The sequence below is a fragment of the Paraoerskovia marina genome (assembly GCF_900105445.1).
Taxonomy (GTDB): Bacteria; Actinomycetota; Actinomycetes; order Actinomycetales; family Cellulomonadaceae; genus Paraoerskovia; species Paraoerskovia marina.
In genome coordinates this window covers 550,324-568,532 of record NZ_LT629776.1, presented here as the reverse complement: position 1 = coordinate 568,532, position 18,209 = coordinate 550,324, and the positions used below count along the sequence as shown (strand labels likewise).

The window sequence follows — 18,209 nt, the reverse complement described above, 5'->3', positions numbered from 1 at the left end:
GCACCGGATCTTCACACTCGCCGCACGCGCAGCAGCACGCCCTGCTCGGGCGCGAGGCAGGGCAGGGGCAGCCCGACGGACTCCAGCACCGCGCCGGCCAGCTCGACCGCTCCCTGGTCCCACCACGGCGGCGGCGCGTCCTGGACGGCGAGCGCGACAGGGCCGAGGTCGACGCGCTCGACGCGGTACCGCCGTCCGGGGTCGAGCCCGGGCAGGCAGGCCGGTGCCGGCATCGCGTCCACCGACGCGGTCCGGCTGACGACGGCGTAGATCGCCTCGGTCCGGTCGGGCGCGACGATCCCGTGCACCCAGGACTCCTCGGTGCGGTCGGCGCGCACCGTCACCCCGGTGGCGACGAGGGGCCGCAGGTCGCGCACGAGGGCGGTCCAGCGCCGCAGGGCGCGTCGGTCGTCCTCGCTCAGTGCGGTGATGTCGGCCTCGATGCCGCTGTGCCCGAAGACGGCGGTCAGCAGCCGGAAGCCCAGAGACTGCGAGCGCCCGGTGGTGTGCGCGCGGGCGTCGCCGACGTGGGTGCCGACGAGCTCGGGCGGGACGAGCAGCCCGGTCCAGCGCTGCACGGCCTGCCGCTCGAGCGGGTCGTTGGTGTCGGAGGCCCAGACCCGGTCGGTGCGGTCGAGGACATCGAGGTCGACGCGTGCTCCGCCCGAGGAGCAGGACTCGATCTCCAGGCCGGGGAACCGGTCGGTGAGCTCGTCCATGAGGCGCCGGGTGGCCAGGACCTGCGGCCTGCTCGGTCCGTCGAGCACGTCCCGGTTCTGGTCCCACTTGAGGTACTCGACGGGGTAGGTCTCCAGCAGTGCGACCATCGCGTCCCGGACGGTCGCGTACGCGCCGGGCTGGGCGAGGTCGAGCACGTGCTGGTGACGCCACGCGAGAGGCTCGCGGTGCGCGGCGCCCTGCAGGACCCACTCGGGGTGCGCGCGTGCGAGGTCGGAGTCCAGGTTCACCATCTCGGGCTCGACCCAGAGGCCGAACCCCATGCCGCGCGCACGGACGTGCTCGACGAGGGGTCCGAGCCCGTCGGGCCACCGGTCGGGGTCGACCTGCCAGTCACCGAGCGCCCGGGTGTCGTCCACCCGGCCGCGGAACCAGCCGTCGTCGAGCACGAACCGTTCCACCCCGACGTCGGCCGCGACGTCGGCGAGCGCCGTGAGCCGGGCCAGGTCGTGGTCGAAGTAGACGGCCTCCCAGGTGTTGAGCGTGACGGGCCGCGGCCGCGACGTCCGACGGGGGCGGGACCGGGTCCACGCGTGGAAGCACTCGGAGGTGCCGTCCATCCCGTTGTCCGACCAGGCGGCGAGCGTGCGCGGCGAGTCGTAGGACTCCCCGGGCGCGAGCACGACCTCGCCCGGCCCCCAGAGCTCACCGGCGCCGACCACGGTGTGCCCCGTCGGCTGGTGCTCGACGTGCACGCTCGTGTCCCCGCTCCAGGCGTGGTGGACGGCCCAAACCTCGCCCGCCCGGAACGAGAACCCCGGCACGCCGACGACCGTCACCGTGGGTGCGTCGTGCCCCGGACGGCCGTGCCGGGTCTCCCGCGTCCAGGCTCCGTCGCGGACCGGGACCCGCTGCGGACGTCGTTCGCCCGACCACCGCCCGCTGAGATCCAGGATCTCGCCGGCCCGTGCCGGGAGCGGGAGGGTCGCCACCACCCCGTCGAGGACGTACGACGACGTCCCGACGTTGGTCACGCGGGTGCGGCTCTCCAGGACGCCGGACAGGCCGAGCGTGAGGGTGACCTCGACCTCGAGGCCGGCCGCGTCGTCGCCGAGGTGGACCGTGACGGAACCGGCGACATCGCTCCGGCTCCCGCGGTGCTGCAGGCCCACGTAGGCCGCGGCACGCTCGCCGTCGGGACGCCAGCCCCGCAGGCCAGGACGCCCGGACCAGCCGTCCGCGGGCAGCGGCACCAGGCGGGACCGCAGCGGCACGTCGACCGAGCTCGGGGGGACCGCCGGGACCTGGGCGTCGGCGAGCGTCTCGAGGTCGGCGGCGCTCGTCGGGCCGAGGTCGCGGCCCCAGTGCACGACGGCGGGGACGGCCGTGCCGCGGGCGTCCAGCACGAGGCTGGTGCCCGCGGCACGGAGGTGGTGGATCGTCACCGGAGAATCATCACTCCGCGACGGGGATGGACTGCGACTCGAGCGTCGAGACCGTGGCCTCCTGCCCGGCGCCGAGGGCGTCGAGCAGTGTGCCCTGACCACCGAGAGCGGACCCGAAACCGTCAGCGACGTCGTTGTAGGTCTGCGCCATCGTCGGCCCCCACACGAAGTTCGGGTCGGTCGCGGCTGCGGCCTCGGCGAAGACGTCGAAGATCGCCTCTCCGCCGTAGAAGTCCAGGCCCTCCTTGAGCGCGGGCAGCTCGAGGCCGGCGGTGGTGGCCGGGTACAGGCCGCCACCCTTGTTGAGTGCCGTCAGCGACTCCTCGGAGGTGTTCAGCCACAGTGCGAACTGCGCGGCCTCGTACGGGTGCTCGCTGCCCTTGAGGACCGCGACGGAGGACCCGCCCCAGTTCCCGGCCGCGTTCGCGCCGTCCTCCCACTGCGGCATCTGGACGACACCCCAGTTGCCGGACGTGTCGGGTGCCCCGGAGGAGATCGAGTTGCTGCCCCAGACCGCGCTGACCCACGTCCACAGCTCACCGGTGTTGAGCTCGTTGTTCCACTCGTCCGAGAACCCGGCGGTGTCCTTGACGAGACCGTCGTCGATCAGGCCCTGCCAGTAGTCGGCGACCTTGGTCGACTCGGGACCGGTGAGGTCGACGGTCCACGCGTCGCCGTCGTTGGCGAACCACTGCCCGCCCGCCTGCCAGACGAGCCCGGCGAACCAGTTGACGTCCGTGCGCGGGAAGTGCGTGATGTAGGCGCCCTCGTCACGAATCTGCTGCGCCGCCTGCGCGTACTCGTCCCAGGTGGTCGGGACGTCGATCCCGGCCTTCTCGAAGAGGTCCTTGCGGTAGAACATCGCCATCGGGCCGGTGTCCTGCGGGATCGCGTACACGGCGTCGTCCTCGCCGAACGTGACCTGCTGCCACGTCCAGTCCACGAACTCGTCGCCCGCGTCCATGACGCCCTCGCAGTCGGCGATGTTGGTCAGCCCGTCCTGCACACGGAAGTTGGGCAGGGTGTCGAACTCGATCTGGCCGAGGTCCGGGGCGTTGCCCGCCTCGAGCTGGTTGAAGAAGTCCTGGTACGTGCCCGCGTTGCCGGCCGGGCCGGTGTTGTACGTGACCTGGATGTCAGGGTTGGCGTCGTTCCACAGCGCGATGGCGTCCTCCATGCCGGGGACCCACCCCGTGTACTCCAGCTCGACGGGCCCCTCCGAGGGCTCGCAGGCCGACGCCTCGGCCCCGCCCTCGGTGCTGGACGACTCGTCGGAGCCGCTCGAGCACGCGGCCAGGACCATCGTCCCGGCCAGCACGGTGGCGCCGGTCCGGACCCACAGTGACTTTTTCATCATGTTCCTCCTTGAACGTGTTTGCTGGTTGGAAGGTAGACGGGTGGTGCTGTGGCGATCGGGCTATGCCTTGACGCCGCCTGCGGCGAGACCGCCGCGCCAGAAGCGCTGCAGCCCCAGGAACGCGAGGATCAGGGGGACGATCGCCACGAAGGCTCCGACGATCACGGCCGTGCGGAGCTCGGGAACCGCGTTCGTCTGCGAGTTCCAGGCGTACAGCCCGAGGGTGACGGGGTAGAGCTTGTCGTTGGAGAGCATCACCAGGGGCAGGAAGAAGTTGTTCCAGATGGTGACGAACTGGAACAGGAAGATCGTCACGAGGGCGGGCGCCATCAGGCGGACCGACAGCGTGAAGAACGTCCGCACCTCGCCCGAGCCGTCGAGGCGCGCGGCCTCCAGCAGCTCGGCCGGCACGCTCGCCGCCGCGTAGATCCGCGCCAGGTAGACGCCGAACGGGCTCACCAGGCTCGGCAGGAACACCGACCAGTACGTGTTCGTCTGGTCCACGGCGCTGAAGATCAGGAAGAGCGGCAGCGCGAGGGCCGTCACCGGGACCAGGACACCGCCCAGGATCACGTTGAACACGGCGTCGCGACCGCGGAACGCGTACTTCGCCAGGGCGTACCCGCACATCGAGGCCAGCAGCGTCCCGAGGACAGCCCCCACCCCCGCGTAGACGACGGCGTTGCCCAGCCAGCGCAGGTACACCCCGCCGTCGTAGGTAAACAGGAACGTGAGGTTGTCCCACAGGTGCCAGTCGGCGAACCAGAGCCCGTCCGACGACGCGAACTGGCCGCGCGACTTCGTCGACGCCACGAAAAGCCACCAGATCGGGACGAGGAAGTACAGGGAGAACGCCGCCATGATGACGAACGCGACGAGGCGGGACATGGGGCGCTCGCGGACCTGGCGTGCTGCCGGGGGCCCGTAGCCGGCGGTGCGGGTCAAGAAGCTCACTGGAAGGCCTTCCTCTGAGTCAGGCGAAGGAACACGAACGAGAGCACGAACGTCAGCAGCGCCAGCACGACGGAGAAGGCGGCGGCGAGGTTGAAGTTCGGCACCGTCGAGGTGGTGTAGACCACGAGGTTCGGCGTGAAGGTCGAGCTGATCGAGGTCGTGAACGTCCGGAACACCTGCGGCTCGGTCAGCAGCTGGAGCGTCCCGATGATGGAGAACACCCCCGTCAGCACCAGCGCCGGGACGACCAGCGGGATCTTGACCGACCAGGCGATGCGGAGCTGACTGGCCCCGTCGATCCGCGCGGCCTCGTAGATCTCACCGGGGATCGACTGCAGCGCCGAGTAGATGATCAGCATGTTGTAGCCGGCGTAGACCCAGGTGACGACGTTGGCGATGGACCAGAGCACGAGACCGCTGCCGAGGAGGTCCACGTTCGAGGTCAGGACGCTGAACGGCGACAGGCTCGGCGAGTAGAGGAAGCCCCACATGATCGCCGCGATCACGCCCGGCACCGCGTAGGGCGCGAAGAACGCGAGCCGGTAGAACTTCTTCCCCCGGATCAGCGGCGAGTCGAGCAGCAGCGCGAACACGAGCGCGAGCCCCAGCATCACGGGCACCTGGACGGCGCCGAAGAGCAGCACCCGGCCGATCGAGGCCCAGAAGGCGTCCGACGCGAACACCTGCTCGTACTGGACGAGGCCGCCGAACACCTCCGTGGCGGGCCCGAACGTCCCCTCGCGCTCCACGGTCTGGAACGATCGGTAGACGGCGTACCCGATCGGCAGCAGGTAGAAGAGCGAGAACAGGATCCCGAAGGGGACGACGAAGATCGCGATCGCACCGCGGTGGTGCCCCCGCGTCCGGCGTGCCGGTGCCGCGCGCCCCGTGCGCGGGAAGTCCGTCGCCGCGCTCGTCGTGGTACTCATGCGTCCTCCTCCTGGGTGGGTCGACGCCCGTGGGTCTCCTGCCGGACGACGGCGACGCCGCCCGCCGGGACCACGTGGGAGTCGTCGAGGGTGTCGGTGGTGAGCTCGCGGCCCGGGACGTCCGCGACGTACGGCTCGTCGCCGTGGTTCATCACGAAGACGTAGTCGGCCGACCCGCGGCGTCGGACGGCGTCGACCGAGGCGGGAGCGTCGCGCAGGACGGGCCGGACGTCGGCGTCGGCGAGGATCCGCGCGATCAGGGCGTCGCGCCCCGCCTCGTCCAGCCGGGTCGCGAGATACCAGGACACGCCGTGTCCGAACTCGTGCCGGGTCAGCGCCGGCGTCCCGGGCAACGGACCGTCGACGTAGCTCGCCACCACCCGCGCACCCCGCGCCTCAAGCCGTTCCGTCCACACCGATCCGTGACTGCCGTCGTCGAGGGTGACGATCTGCTCGGCCTCGAGCGGGAAGACCTCGTCCGATCGCACCCCCAGGAGCTCACGGAACGCGCCGGGGTACCCGCCGAGCCGGACGTGGTCGTTCTCGTCGACCAGCCCCGAGGAGTACGTGACCAGCACGTGCCCGCCCCGGCCCACGTAGCCCTCCAGCGAGCGGGCTGCCTCGTCGTCGACGGCGTAGAGCGTCGGCACGACGACGAGCCGGTAGTCGTCGAGCACGGCGCCCGGGGGGACGACGTCGACCGTCACACCGGCGCGGCGCAGGGCGCCGTGCAGCGCGTGGACCTCGTCGAGGTACCGCACGTCGGCCGTCGGATGCCCCTCGCCGTCGCACGCCCACCAGGCCTGCCAGTCGAAGACCAGCGCCGCCTCCGCGACGACCGTGCTGCCGGCGACCTCGTCGAGCGCGTCGAGCAGGGCCCCGAGCCGCGTCGTCGTGCGCCACTGCTGCGAGTCGGTCCCCGCGTGGGGCAGGAGTGCCGAGTGGAAGCGCTCGGACCCGGCGCGGGAGGCACGCCACTGGAAGAAGCACACCGCGTCCGCACCGCGCGAGACGTGCGTCAGGACGGTCCGTTCCAGCTCTCCGGGAACCTTGGCGATGTTCCGGGGCTGCCAGTTGACGGCACCCGTCGACGTCTCCATCAGCATCCACGGGTTGCCCCGTGCCAGACCGCGCGTGAGGTCCGCGGCGAACGCGACCTCACCGGCAGGGTCCGCCAGGCGGTGGTCGACGTAGTGGTCGTTGGCGACCACGTCGACGTGGCCCGCCCACGACCAGTAGTCCTGGGTGCGGATGTGCGCGGTGGCCATGAAGTTCGTCGTGACCGGCGCGACCGACAGCTCCCGCAGGACCTCGGCCTCGGCGTCGTACCAGGCCAGCAGCTCGTCCGAGCTGAAGCGCCGGTAGTCGAGCTCCTGCGTCGGGTTGCCCGACGAGGCCGTCACGCGCGGCGGGAGGACCTCGTCGAACGACCCGTAGCGCTGGCTCCAGAAGGCCGTGCCCCACGCGTCGTTAAGCGCGTCGACGCTCCCGTAGCGGTCGGCGAGCCACCGGCGGAACGCGCGGGCGGACTCGTCGCAGAAGCAGAGGGCGTTGTGGCACCCGAGCTCGTTCGAGACGTGCCAGAGCACGAGCGCGGGGTGCTCCGCGTACCGCTCGGCCACCGCCCGGACCAGGTTCAGCGCGTGCTCGCGGACGACCGGCGAGCTGGGGCACCACGCCTGGCGACCGCCGGGGCTGACGGTGACCCCGTCGCGCGTCACGGGAAGAACCTCCGGGTGCGCGGTGGTGAGCCACGGCGGCGGCGAGGACGTTCCCGTGCCGAGGTTCACGGAGATGTCGTGGGCGGCCAGGAGGTCCATGACCTCGTCGAGGCGACCGAAGTCGTAGTTCCCGGGGGTGCGCTCGATCTCCGCCCAGCCGAAGATGTTGATGGCGACGAGGTCGACACCGGCCTCGTTCATGAGGCGCACGTCCTCGGCCCACGTCTCGCGCGTCCACTGCTCGGGGTTGTAGTCCCCGCCAAAGGCGATGCCGCGGTGCGGCAGCGGCAGACCGCGGCCCTGTGCTGCGGGGTCGTCCACGTTGACTCCTGGTTCTCGTCGTCGAAAATCAGTGTGTGCACGTGCACACAATCGAGCACGCTACACGACTTCCGGCGATGTGTACACGTGCACACACGACCAGTTCGGAGATAGCCTGCGCTCATGACCCCTCCCCCGCGGCAACGTGCGACGGTCCACGACGTCGTCGCCCGAGCAGGAGTCTCACGCGGAACCGTCTCCCGGTTCCTGAACGGGACGGGGTACGTCTCCGCGGACGCGGCGGCGCGGATCGAGGCGGCGATCGAGGCGGTCGGGTACGTCCGCAACAATGCGGCACGCAACCTCGTGACCCAGCGCTCGATGGCGGTCGGGTTCGTCGTCCACGAGCCCCACCAGCTGTTCCTCGGCGACCCGAACATCGGGTCGATCATGCTCGGCACCAACGACGCCCTCGCCGACGCCGGCTACCAGCTCGTCGTCCTCGTCGTCGCGTCGGACAGCGACGCCGAGCGTGTCTCGACCTACCTCCGCGGCGGGTTCGTGGACGGCGTGGTCCTCGTCTCCGCCCGGACGCACGACGCCGTCGCGGAGGCCGTGGAGAAGATCGCCCTGCCCGCCGCCGTCATCGGCCAGCCGGAGGGCGGCGGCTCCCTCCCCCACGTCGCGATCGACAACCACGCCGCCGCACGCGAGATCACCGAACGGCTCGTCGCGACCGGGCGCAGGCGCGTGGGAATGCTCGCGAGCGCGCTCGACCGGGACTCGGGCGCCGACCGGCTCGCCGGGTTCACCGAGGCGCTCGGCGAGCGGTTCGACGAGTCCCTCGTCGTGACGGACCCCCTGTACTCGTACACGTCGGGCGTCCGCGGCATGGCTGAGCTGCTGCGGCGCGACCCGTCGGTCGACGGGGTGTTCGCGGCGTCCGACGCCGTGGCCGCGGGCGCGATCGAGACGCTGCGCGCGCACGGGCGCCGCATCCCCGAGGACGTCGGGATCGTCGGGTTCGACGACAGCGACTGGGCCCAGCGCTGCACCCCGAAGCTCTCCACGGTGGCGCAACCTGCCCACGACATCGGACACGCGGCCGCGCGACTCGTCCTGGACCAGCTGCGCAGCCCCGAGGCCGCTGCGAACGTGACGCTCCCGACGACCGTGGTCTGGCGCGCCTCCGCCTGAGCACGTCACGTCGTCTCGCCCAACGGACAGCGCTTGGCCCACCATGCGGGCGGCTCGTAGGCTCGTCCCAGCAACCCATCCAGAGCGGTCGAGAGTCCTGGCTCGTCGACACCGCAGCAACCTGCCCGACGGAAGCCTCCCGAGGGGTACAGGTGCTAACGCCAGGTCCGATGGAGACCACGCATGTCTGAGGCACTCGTATGACCGTGACGATCGGCGCAGCCCCGGCCCGCCCGACGATCTCGTTCGAGCTGATGCCCCCGCGCAACCCCGACGCCGCCCCCAAGTTCTGGGAGACGGCGCGCCGCCTCGTCGCGGCCCGCCCCGACTTCGTCTCGGTGACCTACGGCGCGGCGGGCAACGACCGCTCGACCGCACGGAACGTCGTCGGGAAGCTCCTGGCGGGCACCCCCGTCCTCCCGATCGCGCACCTGACCTGCGTCGGCGCGTCGCTCGAGGACACGGAGTCCGTCATCGAGGACTTCCTCGACGAGGGCGTCCGCAGCTTCCTCGCCCTGCGGGGCGACCCGCCCGTCAACAACCCGGACTGGGTTCCGGCGGAGGGTGGGCCGTCGTCGGCCGTCGAGCTGGTGGCGCTCCTGCGCCGCGTCGAGGCACGGCGGTGCGCGGCGGACGTCTCGACCGCGCTGCGCGGGGCAGCCCGGCCGCTGACGATCTGCGTCGCCACGTTCCCCGACGGCAACCGGGACGCGGGCACCACCCGCACCCAGGAGGTCGCCCGCCTGCTGGAGAAGCAGCAGGCCGGCGCGGACTTCGCCATCACCCAGCTGTTCTACGAGGCCTCGTCGTACATCGAGTTCGTCGAGGAGGCCCGGGCAGCGGGCGTCACCATCCCGATCCTCGCGGGGATCCTGCCGATGACCGAGCCGCGCCGCCTGCGTCGTGTCGAGGAGCTCACCGGCGTCCCGGCGCCCACCTCGATCGTCGCCGAGCTCGAGGCCGCGGCGGACGACGACGCCGCGCGCCACGCCCTCGGCGTCCGACGCTCCGTCGAGCTCGCCCGCGCGGTCCTCGCCGCGGGCGCGCCCGGCATCCACGTCTACACCTTCAACAAGCACGAAGCCGCACTCGACCTGCTCGAGGGTGTCCACCTCGACGGCGGGGGTGCGCGGGCGACCAGCCCCGCACCCGCGGACCTGGCCAGCGGGCCGTGGGTCTCCGGCGAATCCACCACCCTCACGGAAGGACTCGCACCATGACCAGCACAGCATTTCCCGGAGGGACCGTCCTCGGTTACCCCCGCATCGGACGACGTCGCGAGCTCAAGAAGGCCGTGGAGGCCTTCTGGGCGGGCGACGCCGACACGCTCGACCTCGAGGTCGCCGCGGGCACGCTCCGCCGCGACACCGTGCGCCGCCTCGTCTCCCTCGGACTGAACCCGGACGACGGGTCGGTCCCCGGGTCGTTCTCCTACTACGACCAGGTGCTCGACGTCGTCGCGCTGCTGGGTGCGGTCCCCGAGCGGTTCCGCGACCTCATCGACCCCGACGACGGCTCCCTCGACCTCGCCGGCTACTTCACCGTGGCCCGCGGTCGCGGCGAGGACGCCCCGCTCGAGATGACCAAGTGGTTCGACACCAACTACCACTACCTCGTGCCCGAGATCAGCGAGACCACGTCGATCTCGTTCGCCGACCACCGGATCGTCCGCGAGTACGCCGAGGCGAAGGAGGCCGGGGTCACGACCCGCCCGGTCCTGGTCGGCCCCGTCACGTTCCTCGCCCTGGCGAAGGCGGCCGACGACGCCGGCGAGGGCTTCACGCCCCTCGACCGCCTGGACGACGTCGTCGCCGCGTACGCCGACCTGCTGCGTGCGCTCGGCTCCGTCGGCGTGCCGTGGGTCCAGCTCGACGAGCCGATCCTCGTGACCGACACCCTCGACGTCCCCGTCGAGCGCGTGCACGAGGCCGTCACGACGGCGTACCGCGCGCTGGCGACGGAGCTCTCGCCGGTCGAGGTCTCGACAGGCTCGACCAGCGCGACCGACTCGACCAGCGCATCGCCCGTCGAGCCTGTCGAGACGGAGGAGGACGTCCGCCCGCGGATCCTCGTCGGCACGCCCTTCGGCGACCTGCGCGGCGGGGACGCCGACGCGCTGGCGCTGCTCGCGGCGACCGACGTCGAGGCCGTCTCGCTCGATCTCGTGCGCGGCGCGGTCCCCACGGGCCCCGTGGCGGGTCTTGAGGGCAAGACCGTCGTCGCGGGTATCGTCGACGGCCACAACATCTGGCGCGTCGACCTCGCGGCGAAGCTCGACCTCGCCGAGCAGGTCGCGGCGCTCGGGGCGGGCGGCGTCACCGTCGGCACCTCGACGTCGCTGCTGCACGTCCCGCACGACGCGGACGACGAGCAGTGGGGCGACGACTCCACCCCCGGCGCCGCACGCCGCAAGCTGCACCCGCAGCTGCGCGAGTGGCTCGCGTTCGCCGACCAGAAGGTCGCCGAGGTCACCACGCTGGCCACGGGCCTGCGCGACGGGCGTGACGCGGTCGCCGACGCCCTGGCCGCGTCCGGCGCCGCCGTCGCCTCCCGCGAGAGCGCCGCGGGCGTCGTCGTGCCGACAGTCCGTGACCGCGCGGCGGGGCTGACCGCGGCCGACTTCACCCGCGGGGACGCCACGGAGCGCGCCGAGGCGCAGGCACAGGCCCTCGGGCTCCCGCTGCTGCCGACCACCACCATCGGCTCGTTCCCGCAGACCCCGGAGATCCGCCGGGCCCGCGCCCAGTACGCCAAGGGCACGCTGCCGGAGGCGGAGTACACGGCGGCGATGCAGGACGAGGTCCGCCGCGTCGTCGAGCTCCAGGAGCAGATCGGCCTGGACGTGCTGGTGCACGGCGAGCCCGAGCGCAACGACATGGTCCAGTACTTCGCGGAGCTGCTGGACGGCTTCGCGACGACCGCCAACGGCTGGGTCCAGTCCTACGGGTCGCGCTGCGTGCGCCCGCCGATCCTGTGGGGCGACGTCGTCCGGCCTGCGCCGATGACGGTGGACTGGTCGACGTTCGCCGCCTCGCTGACGGACAAGCCCGTCAAGGGCATGCTCACCGGGCCCGTGACGATCCTCGCGTGGTCGTTCGTCCGCGACGACCAGCCGCTCGGCGACACCGCCAACCAGGTGGGCCTGGCGCTCCGCGACGAGCTGACCGACCTCGAGGCGGCTGGCATCGGCGTCATCCAGGTCGACGAGCCCGCACTGCGCGAGCTCCTGCCGCTGCGCCGCGCGGACCAGCCCGCGTACCTCGACTGGTCGGTCGGCTCGTTCCGCCTCGCCACGGCCGGGGTCCGCACCGAGACCCAGGTGCACACGCACCTGTGCTACTCGGAGTTCGGCGAGGTCATCGGCGCGATCGACGGCCTGGACGCCGACGTGACCTCCGTCGAGGCGGCGCGCTCGCGCATGGAGATCGTGCCGGAGCTGGCCGACGCCGGGTACTCCCGCGGCATCGGCCCGGGCGTCTACGACATCCACAGCCCGCGCGTACCGTCGGTGGACGAGGCGACCGAGCTGCTGCACCTCGCGACCAAGTCCATCGACCCGCGCCTGGTGTGGGTGAACCCGGACTGCGGCCTCAAGACGCGTCGGTACGCCGAGACGGTGCCGTCGCTGGAGAACCTCGTCGGCGCGGCGAAGGCGGTCCGCGGACTCCTCTGACCGGCGCAGACGCACGAATCCCCGAGGCCGTCGTCGGCCCCGGGGATTCGTCGTGTCAGATCAGTTGCGGTGCTCGCGCATCGGAATGGCGAACGCCAGCGTGCCGAGGATCAGGGCACCTGCGAACATGCTGAACGCGGTCACACCGTCGTAGCTGAAGGCCGTGCCCATGAGGAAGAGGCTCGCGAGGAAGGCCACGAAGGCCAGGACGAAGCTGACGTAGCGCCCCATGCTCTGGTGCTCGGTCGATTCGGTGCGGTCCATGATCTCCTCCGTGCTCTTTCCGTCGGCGCTCCACCGACACGGGTAGGTTACCGCGTTCTCGATCTCGACAGGCTCGATCAGCGCGGCGGTCGAGCCCGTCGAGACGCGGCGGCGGTCGAGCCCGTCGAGATCCACGCGGCGGTCTCGATCTCGACAGGCTCGATCAGCGCGGCGGTCGAGCCCGTCGAGACCCGCGCGACGCGCGTCACACCCCGTTCGCCGTGCGAGTTGTCCGGAGCACTGCCACTGTTCATCACTGGCCGGAGAAATCCTCCGATACCTGAACGAAGGAGCACACAATGGGCTGGATCGCCTTTATCGTCCTCGGTCTTCTTGCAGGACTCATTGCGCGCTGGATTCTCCCGGGTAAGCAGACGAGCAGCATCATCATCACCATCCTCCTCGGTATCGTCGGCGCCCTCCTGGGTGGCTGGCTCGGCAGCGTCCTCTTCGACGCTCCGCTGGAGGACTTCTTCTCCATCCAGACCTGGCTCCTCGCCATCGGCGGCTCGGTGATCGTCCTCGCGATCTACGGTGCCGTGATGGGCAAGAAGCGCTGATCTGACCTGATCCGACTGCTCCGGCCCGCCCCCTCCCTCACGGAGGGTGCGGGCCGTCGTCGTGCGGGCGGACCACTGGCTCGAAACGATTCGATAGACTAGGCACATGCCCCCCTCCCTGCCTGTCGACGACACCGCTGCGCCCGCAGCCGTCGTGACGCGCGCCCGCTACTCCCTGCTGGCACTGTTCACGCTGATGGGGATGCTGTTCTCCAGCTGGCTGACCCGCCTGCCGTCGCTGCGCGTCGACCTCGGCATCGGGTCCGCCGAGCTCGGGGCCCTGCTGATCTTCGGTGCCGTCGGGGCGCTCGCCGCGGTGCTCGTGACGGGAACCATCGTGACCCGGTTCGGCAGTCGCGCCGTGATGCTCGTCGCGACCGCCGGGAACCTCGTGGGATTCGGGCTGATCGCTGCCGCCGCGGCCGCGGGCGACGCGCGGCTGTTCGTCGTCGGGGCCCTGATCAACGGCATGTGCGGGGCAGGCACCAACATCCCGATCAACCTCAACGCCGCCGTGATCGAGCAGCACGTGGGCCGCGCGATCCTCCCCCACTTCCACGCGGCCTTCTCCATCGGTGCCGCGCTCGGGACGCTCGCCGGCGCCGCGTTCTCCGCCGCGCACGTGTCCGCCGCCGTGCACATCACCGTGATCAGCCTCGTCGTCGCGTTGGCACGGTTCCTCCTGATCCCCGCCGCCTCCGCGCTGCAGCCGCCGCCCCTGAGGCACTCGGCGTCCGACGACGGAGCACCCCGCCCGCGCGGGGGCGTCGCCCTGCGGACGGCGCTCGCCGCGTGGGCCGAGCCGCGGACCGTCCTCATCGGGCTCGTCGTCCTCGCGGGGTCGCTCTCGGAGGGTTCCGCGGGCAACTGGCTGTCGATCGCGGTCGTCGACGGGTTCGACGAGCGCGAGGCCGTGGGGTCGCTGGCCTACGGGACGTTCATCGTCTCGATGACGGTGTTCCGGATCCTCGGCGCCCGGGTGATCGACCGCTACGGCCGCGTGACCGTGCTGCGCACCTCCGGCATCGCGTCGCTGGCGGGGCTGATGCTCTTCGCGTTCGCGCCGAGCCTTCCGCTCGCATGGGTCGGGATCGTCTTCTGGGGGTTCGGGGCCGCGCTCGGCGTCCCGATCTCGATCGCGGCGGCCTCGGACGAGCCGACGCGCGCCGCCGCCCGGGTCTCGGTGGTGACCTCGTTCAGCTCGATGGCGCAGCTGGCGGCGCCCCCGGTCCTCGGGCTGCTCGTCGAGACGATCGGTGGCCGGTACGCACTGGGGTCGATCGCGATCGCCCTTCTCCTCAGCATCCTGCTGGCCGGGCAGGTCGCCCCGCTGCGACGGGAGTCGGCCGACGATACGACGGCCGGGCCGGCTGACCACGACGACGCCCCGCGGACGAGCCCGCCGGCGGCCGACGACCCGGCGGCGTCGCGGCGCTGACCGCCCGCCCTTCACCGCGTCGAGGTGAGAGGCCGCCGCTACGCTGAGGACGGTCCGAGGCCGCACCACCCGACGTCCCCGAGGAGCTGGCATGCCCCACGTCCGTGCTGAGCTCTGGTCGACGGTCCGCACCGAGCGGCTCCGTCTCGCCGACGACCTGGAGACGCTGGAACCGGCCGACTGGGCCCGCCCGACGCTCTGCGGCACCTGGGACGTCGAGGACGTCGTCGCCCACCTCACCGCGGCCGCGACCGTGACCCCCGGACGGTGGGTCCGCAGCATCGTCGCCGCCGGGTTCCGGCCCGCGGTCCACAACCAGCGCCGTCTCCGCGAGCAGCGCGGGCCCACGCCCGATCAGACGCTGGACCGCTTCCGCGCCGTCGTGACCAGCACCGTCGCACCGTCCTCCCACACCGCCGCGTACCTCGGCGAGGTGCTGGTCCACGCCCAGGACATCCGCCGTCCGCTGGGGATCGCCACCGAGCCCGCCGTCGAGGCACTGACGCCCGTCGCGGAGTTCTACGCGGCCAACAACTTCACGGTGCCCAGCCGGACGCACGCCGACGGCCTGCGCCTCACGGCCGACGACGGACCGTTCACGGCCGGCACCGGGCCGAGCGTGACAGGGTCCACCCTTGCCCTCGTGATGGCCCTCGCCGGGCGCGCCGTGTACCTGGACGAGCTCGGGGGGCCGGGCGTGCCGGACCTCCGTCGGGCGGTCGAGCGGTCGGCGGCCCGCAACGCCTGACCCGGGCCTAAACGTGTAGGGCCCTCGTCGGCGCGCTCGTGCCGTGCTGTGATCACCGCAGCAGCGCGGTCGGGCCCCGGCCCCGCGACGGCGACACCGAGGCCGCCGTCGTCGCCGCGCCTGATCCGGAGGTACCCATGCACCGCTCCCCCACGATCCTGCCCGACGCGCAGCCACCCAGGGCGCGCCACGGCGTCGCCCTCGTCGCAGCGACGGCGCTGCTCGCGCTCGCCGGGACGACGACGCTCGCCGCGGTCACCCTCGACGCGGACCCCGCGGCGGCCGCCGGCACGTGCGAGGCCGACTTCGACGTCAACAACCAGTGGAACGGCGGGTTCGGCACCAACGTCTCCGTGACCAGCCCCGGAGACCCTGTGACGTCCTGGGAGGTCACCTGGGAGTTCTCGGGCGACCAGCAGGTGACGCAGCTCTGGAACGGGACGGTCAGCCAGAGCGGGAACACCGTCCACGTCGCGAGCCTGCCCTGGAACGGGGCCGTCGGGACGGGAGGCACGCTCTCGTTCGGGTTCAACGGGTCCGGCGACGGCAGCACCGCAACCCCCACCGCGGTCACGTTGAACGGGGCCGCATGCTCGACGGGCACCGACCCCACGCCGACACCGACGACCACCACGCCGACACCCACCCCGACCGAGACGACGCCCACACCCACACCGACGGAGACCACGGACCCGCCGGCAGCGGACGGCGACCTCTACGTCGACACCGGCAACCAGGCGTACGCGGCCTGGAGCGCCGCGAGCGGGGACGACAAGGCGCTGCTCGCCAAGATCGCGCTCACGCCCCAGGCGTACTGGGTCGGCAACTGGGACGACCCGGAGCACGCGCAGGCCGAGGTGCAGGACTACACGGGGCGTGCGGTCGCCGCCGGGCAGGTCCCGCAGCTCGTGATCTACGCGATCCCGGGGCGTGACTGCGGCTCCTACTCCGGCGGCGGCGTCGCCGAGTCGGAGTACGCCGACTGGATCGACACGATGGCTGCCGGCATTCAGGGCAACCCCCTCGTCGTCCTCGAGCCCGACGCGCTCGCCCAGCTCGGCGACTGCGACGGCCAGGGCGACCGGGTCGGGTACCTCGCCTACGCCGCGTCGTCGCTGACCGACGCCGGTGCGCACGTCTACATCGATGCCGGGCACTCCGGCTGGCTGACCCCGGCCACCGCGGCGGACCGGCTGCTGCAGGTCGGCCTCGACGACGCCGTCGGGTTCGCGGTGAACACCTCGAACTACCAGACGACGGCCGACAGCCAGGCCTGGGCCGAGCAGGTCTCGGCGCTCACGGGCGGTGCCGGCTACGTCATCGACACGTCACGCAACGGCAACGGCTCCAACGGGCAGTGGTGCAACCCGAGCGGCCGCGCCCTGGGCGACAGGCCCAGCCTGGTCGACGACTCGACGAACCTCGACGCCCTGCTGTGGGTCAAGCTCCCCGGCGAGTCCGACGGCACCTGCAACGGCGGGCCGTCGGCCGGCGCCTGGTGGCAGTCGATGGCGCTCGAGCTCGCCCGCAACGCCTCCTGGTAGAAGACGTGGGGCCCGGCCCGTCGAGGGGCCGGGCCCTCGCGCGGGATCAGGCCTCGGGAAGCAGCGCCGCGACCTCCCGGGCCGCCCGCTCGCCCGAGCTGATCGCGCCGTCGATGTACCCGCACCACCGGGTAGCCGTCTCTGTGCCGGCCCAGTGCACGACGCCGACCGGCTCTCGCAGCGCCCGTCCCACCTGCGTCCAGGCCCCGGGCGGCAGGTGTGCTCCGTAGCAGCCGCGCGTCCACTCCTCGGCCGTCCAGTCCTGCTCGTTGAACGACGTCGGGGACAGCGCACGGTCGCCCACGTACCCGGCGAGCACGCGCACGACGGCGTTCTTCCGCTGCTCGAGCGTCCACGCCGCCGCCTCGAGGGCGTCCGCACCCTCGATGAAGGCCACGAGGATCCCCGGGGGCGACGCGTCGTCCGGCCCGGCGCCCGAGCGGGCCGGGGGCGTGGCGTCGAAGACCACCTTCACCGGGCCGGTGTCGCCGGCCGCCTCGCCGCTCAACCCGTCCTCGCGCCAGAACGGCGTCGGGTAGACGGCGTGGCACTTGATCACGCTGCCGTGCGGCATGCGGCGCTGCACGGCGTCGCGGACGGGCGGGAGCGGCGGTGCGAACGCGATGCCCGCGACCAGCGCCGGCGGGACGGTCACCACCGTCCGGCGTGCTCGCACGACGTCCGCCCCCGTCCGGACGACGACACCGCCCGGACCGTGCTCCACCGCCGTCACCGGCGACGACAGACGCACGCGGTCGCCGAGACCCGCGGCCAGGTGCTCGGCGAGCTGGGCCATCCCGCCGTCGACCACGGCGTGCTGCGCGCCGCCGCCCGTCGTCAGCAGGTGCGAGAACGACGTGCCGGAGCGGCTGTAGAAGAGCGCATGGAGCAGTGAGAGGTTCGCGGACGTCGTCGCGAAGACAGCCTCGCACCCGATGCGGAAGAAGTCTCGGCCCTGCGAGGTCCGCAGGTTCCGACGGATCCAGGTCTCGAACGTCTGAGCGTCGAGGCGGACGGCGTCGGGCGTCGCCCAGGGTGCGTCGAGGTCGACCCGTGCGCACAACCGGTCGAAGCGCCACAGCGCCTGCCCGACGTCGGCGAGCGCCACGGCACCGATCTTGGGGGTGTCGCCGCGGTACCGGCGCAGACTCCCGCGCAGGCTGACGAGAGCGTCGCGACCGTCGTCCTGATCGTGGGTGGTGAGGCCGAACCGGTCGAGCTCGGCGAGCAGCGCCCGCTGGTCGGGCCCCACCCACTGGCCGCCGACGTCGATCCGGTACTCCGGGTGGTCGGGCACCGGGACGGTGTGGGTGCGGCCGCCCACGCGGTCGCGGGCCTCGAGGACGACGACGTCGTACCCCTGGGTGGTGAGTCGGTCTGCCGTGACGAGGCCCGAGACCCCGGCTCCGACGACCACGATGTCGTGCTGCATGAGACGTA

The 18,209-nt window shown here is 72.2% G+C and carries 14 protein-coding genes and 1 riboswitch; of the genes, 7 read left to right on the top strand and 7 right to left on the bottom strand.

Annotation, left to right across the window (positions count from 1 at the left end):
- Nucleotides 1–11: 11 nt before the first annotated feature.
- The 5 genes from BLU20_RS02585 to BLU20_RS02565 form a co-directional block, all read right to left on the bottom strand.
- Nucleotides 12–2,123, bottom strand: a complete 2,112-nt coding sequence (locus BLU20_RS02585) for an alpha-galactosidase (protein WP_083371475.1) — start codon at nucleotides 2,121–2,123, stop codon at nucleotides 12–14.
- A 10-nt stretch (nucleotides 2,124–2,133) separates the two neighbouring features.
- Entirely contained in the window at nucleotides 2,134–3,477 is a 1,344-nt protein-coding gene (locus BLU20_RS02580) for an ABC transporter substrate-binding protein (protein WP_083372880.1), read from the bottom strand.
- A gap of 63 nt (nucleotides 3,478–3,540) precedes the next feature.
- Nucleotides 3,541–4,434 (bottom strand): carbohydrate ABC transporter permease, encoded by an 894-nt coding sequence (locus BLU20_RS02575; protein ID WP_331713068.1) that lies wholly within the window; start codon nucleotides 4,432–4,434, stop codon nucleotides 3,541–3,543.
- The gene (locus BLU20_RS02570; RefSeq protein ID WP_083371474.1) at nucleotides 4,431–5,363 is read right to left on the bottom strand and encodes a carbohydrate ABC transporter permease; all 933 of its coding nucleotides are present in this window, start codon (nucleotides 5,361–5,363) and stop codon (nucleotides 4,431–4,433) included. Before BLU20_RS02570 ends, BLU20_RS02575 begins: the two co-directional genes overlap by 4 nt.
- A complete protein-coding gene (locus tag BLU20_RS02565; RefSeq protein WP_083371473.1) occupies nucleotides 5,360–7,405 on the bottom strand; it encodes a beta-galactosidase in 2,046 nt (681 codons plus the stop codon). The genes BLU20_RS02570 and BLU20_RS02565 overlap by 4 nt, the downstream gene beginning before the upstream one ends.
- Before the next feature lie 123 nt (nucleotides 7,406–7,528).
- On the opposite strand from BLU20_RS02565, the gene BLU20_RS02560 reads away from it, so the two are divergent.
- The 3 genes from BLU20_RS02560 (at nucleotide 7,529) to metE (ending at nucleotide 12,215) form a co-directional block, all read left to right on the top strand.
- Complete coding sequence (locus BLU20_RS02560; RefSeq protein WP_029254009.1) at nucleotides 7,529–8,542, top strand: LacI family DNA-binding transcriptional regulator; 1,014 nt, start codon at nucleotides 7,529–7,531, stop codon at nucleotides 8,540–8,542.
- Nucleotides 8,543–8,614: 72 nt separating this feature from the next.
- A riboswitch (SAM riboswitch) is annotated at nucleotides 8,615–8,719 on the top strand.
- Between the two features lie 23 nt (nucleotides 8,720–8,742).
- On the top strand, nucleotides 8,743–9,762 hold the full coding sequence (locus BLU20_RS02555; protein ID WP_052367235.1) for a methylenetetrahydrofolate reductase: 1,020 nt from the start codon (nucleotides 8,743–8,745) through the stop codon (nucleotides 9,760–9,762).
- The gene (gene metE, locus BLU20_RS02550) at nucleotides 9,759–12,215 is read left to right on the top strand and encodes a 5-methyltetrahydropteroyltriglutamate--homocysteine S-methyltransferase (protein WP_083371472.1); all 2,457 of its coding nucleotides are present in this window, start codon (nucleotides 9,759–9,761) and stop codon (nucleotides 12,213–12,215) included. Before BLU20_RS02555 ends, metE begins: the two co-directional genes overlap by 4 nt.
- A 60-nt stretch (nucleotides 12,216–12,275) precedes the next feature.
- On the opposite strand, the gene BLU20_RS02545 is transcribed toward metE, so the two are convergent.
- Nucleotides 12,276–12,614, bottom strand: a complete 339-nt coding sequence (locus BLU20_RS02545; RefSeq protein WP_083371471.1) for a hypothetical protein — start codon at nucleotides 12,612–12,614, stop codon at nucleotides 12,276–12,278.
- 164 nt (nucleotides 12,615–12,778) lie between these two features.
- Between BLU20_RS02545 and BLU20_RS02540 the strand changes: the two genes are divergently transcribed.
- The 4 genes from BLU20_RS02540 to BLU20_RS02525 all read left to right on the top strand — a co-directional run bounded on the left by BLU20_RS02540 (nucleotide 12,779) and on the right by BLU20_RS02525 (nucleotide 16,769).
- Complete coding sequence (locus BLU20_RS02540) at nucleotides 12,779–13,039, top strand: GlsB/YeaQ/YmgE family stress response membrane protein (RefSeq protein WP_083371470.1); 261 nt, start codon at nucleotides 12,779–12,781, stop codon at nucleotides 13,037–13,039.
- A 106-nt stretch (nucleotides 13,040–13,145) separates the two neighbouring features.
- Complete coding sequence (locus BLU20_RS02535) at nucleotides 13,146–14,477, top strand: MFS transporter (RefSeq protein WP_083371469.1); 1,332 nt, start codon at nucleotides 13,146–13,148, stop codon at nucleotides 14,475–14,477.
- Between the two features lie 91 nt (nucleotides 14,478–14,568).
- The gene (locus tag BLU20_RS02530; protein ID WP_083371468.1) at nucleotides 14,569–15,225 is read left to right on the top strand and encodes a maleylpyruvate isomerase family mycothiol-dependent enzyme; all 657 of its coding nucleotides are present in this window, start codon (nucleotides 14,569–14,571) and stop codon (nucleotides 15,223–15,225) included.
- A gap of 137 nt (nucleotides 15,226–15,362) precedes the next feature.
- Entirely contained in the window at nucleotides 15,363–16,769 is a 1,407-nt protein-coding gene (locus tag BLU20_RS02525) for a glycoside hydrolase family 6 protein (protein WP_083371467.1), read from the top strand.
- A gap of 46 nt (nucleotides 16,770–16,815) precedes the next feature.
- On the opposite strand, the gene BLU20_RS02520 is transcribed toward BLU20_RS02525, so the two are convergent.
- On the bottom strand, nucleotides 16,816–18,201 hold the full coding sequence (locus BLU20_RS02520; RefSeq protein ID WP_083371466.1) for a flavin monoamine oxidase family protein: 1,386 nt from the start codon (nucleotides 18,199–18,201) through the stop codon (nucleotides 16,816–16,818).
- Nucleotides 18,202–18,209 lie beyond the last annotated feature (8 nt).

What these genes read in the sequence shown, in the direction of transcription:
- BLU20_RS02570 (WP_083371474.1), bottom strand. Translation starts at nt 5,363, where the DNA reads ATGAGTACCACGACGAGCGCGGCGACGGACTTCCCGCGCACGGGGCGC.
- metE (WP_083371472.1), top strand. Translation starts at nt 9,759, where the DNA reads ATGACCAGCACAGCATTTCCCGGAGGGACCGTCCTCGGTTACCCCCGC.
- BLU20_RS02530 (WP_083371468.1), top strand. Translation starts at nt 14,569, where the DNA reads ATGCCCCACGTCCGTGCTGAGCTCTGGTCGACGGTCCGCACCGAGCGG.
- BLU20_RS02560 (WP_029254009.1), top strand. Translation starts at nt 7,529, where the DNA reads ATGACCCCTCCCCCGCGGCAACGTGCGACGGTCCACGACGTCGTCGCC.
- BLU20_RS02535 (WP_083371469.1), top strand. Translation starts at nt 13,146, where the DNA reads ATGCCCCCCTCCCTGCCTGTCGACGACACCGCTGCGCCCGCAGCCGTC.
- BLU20_RS02555 (WP_052367235.1), top strand. Translation starts at nt 8,743, where the DNA reads ATGACCGTGACGATCGGCGCAGCCCCGGCCCGCCCGACGATCTCGTTC.
- BLU20_RS02525 (WP_083371467.1), top strand. Translation starts at nt 15,363, where the DNA reads ATGCACCGCTCCCCCACGATCCTGCCCGACGCGCAGCCACCCAGGGCG.
- BLU20_RS02580 (WP_083372880.1), bottom strand. Translation starts at nt 3,477, where the DNA reads ATGAAAAAGTCACTGTGGGTCCGGACCGGCGCCACCGTGCTGGCCGGG.
- BLU20_RS02540 (WP_083371470.1), top strand. Translation starts at nt 12,779, where the DNA reads ATGGGCTGGATCGCCTTTATCGTCCTCGGTCTTCTTGCAGGACTCATT.
- BLU20_RS02520 (WP_083371466.1), bottom strand. Translation starts at nt 18,201, where the DNA reads ATGCAGCACGACATCGTGGTCGTCGGAGCCGGGGTCTCGGGCCTCGTC.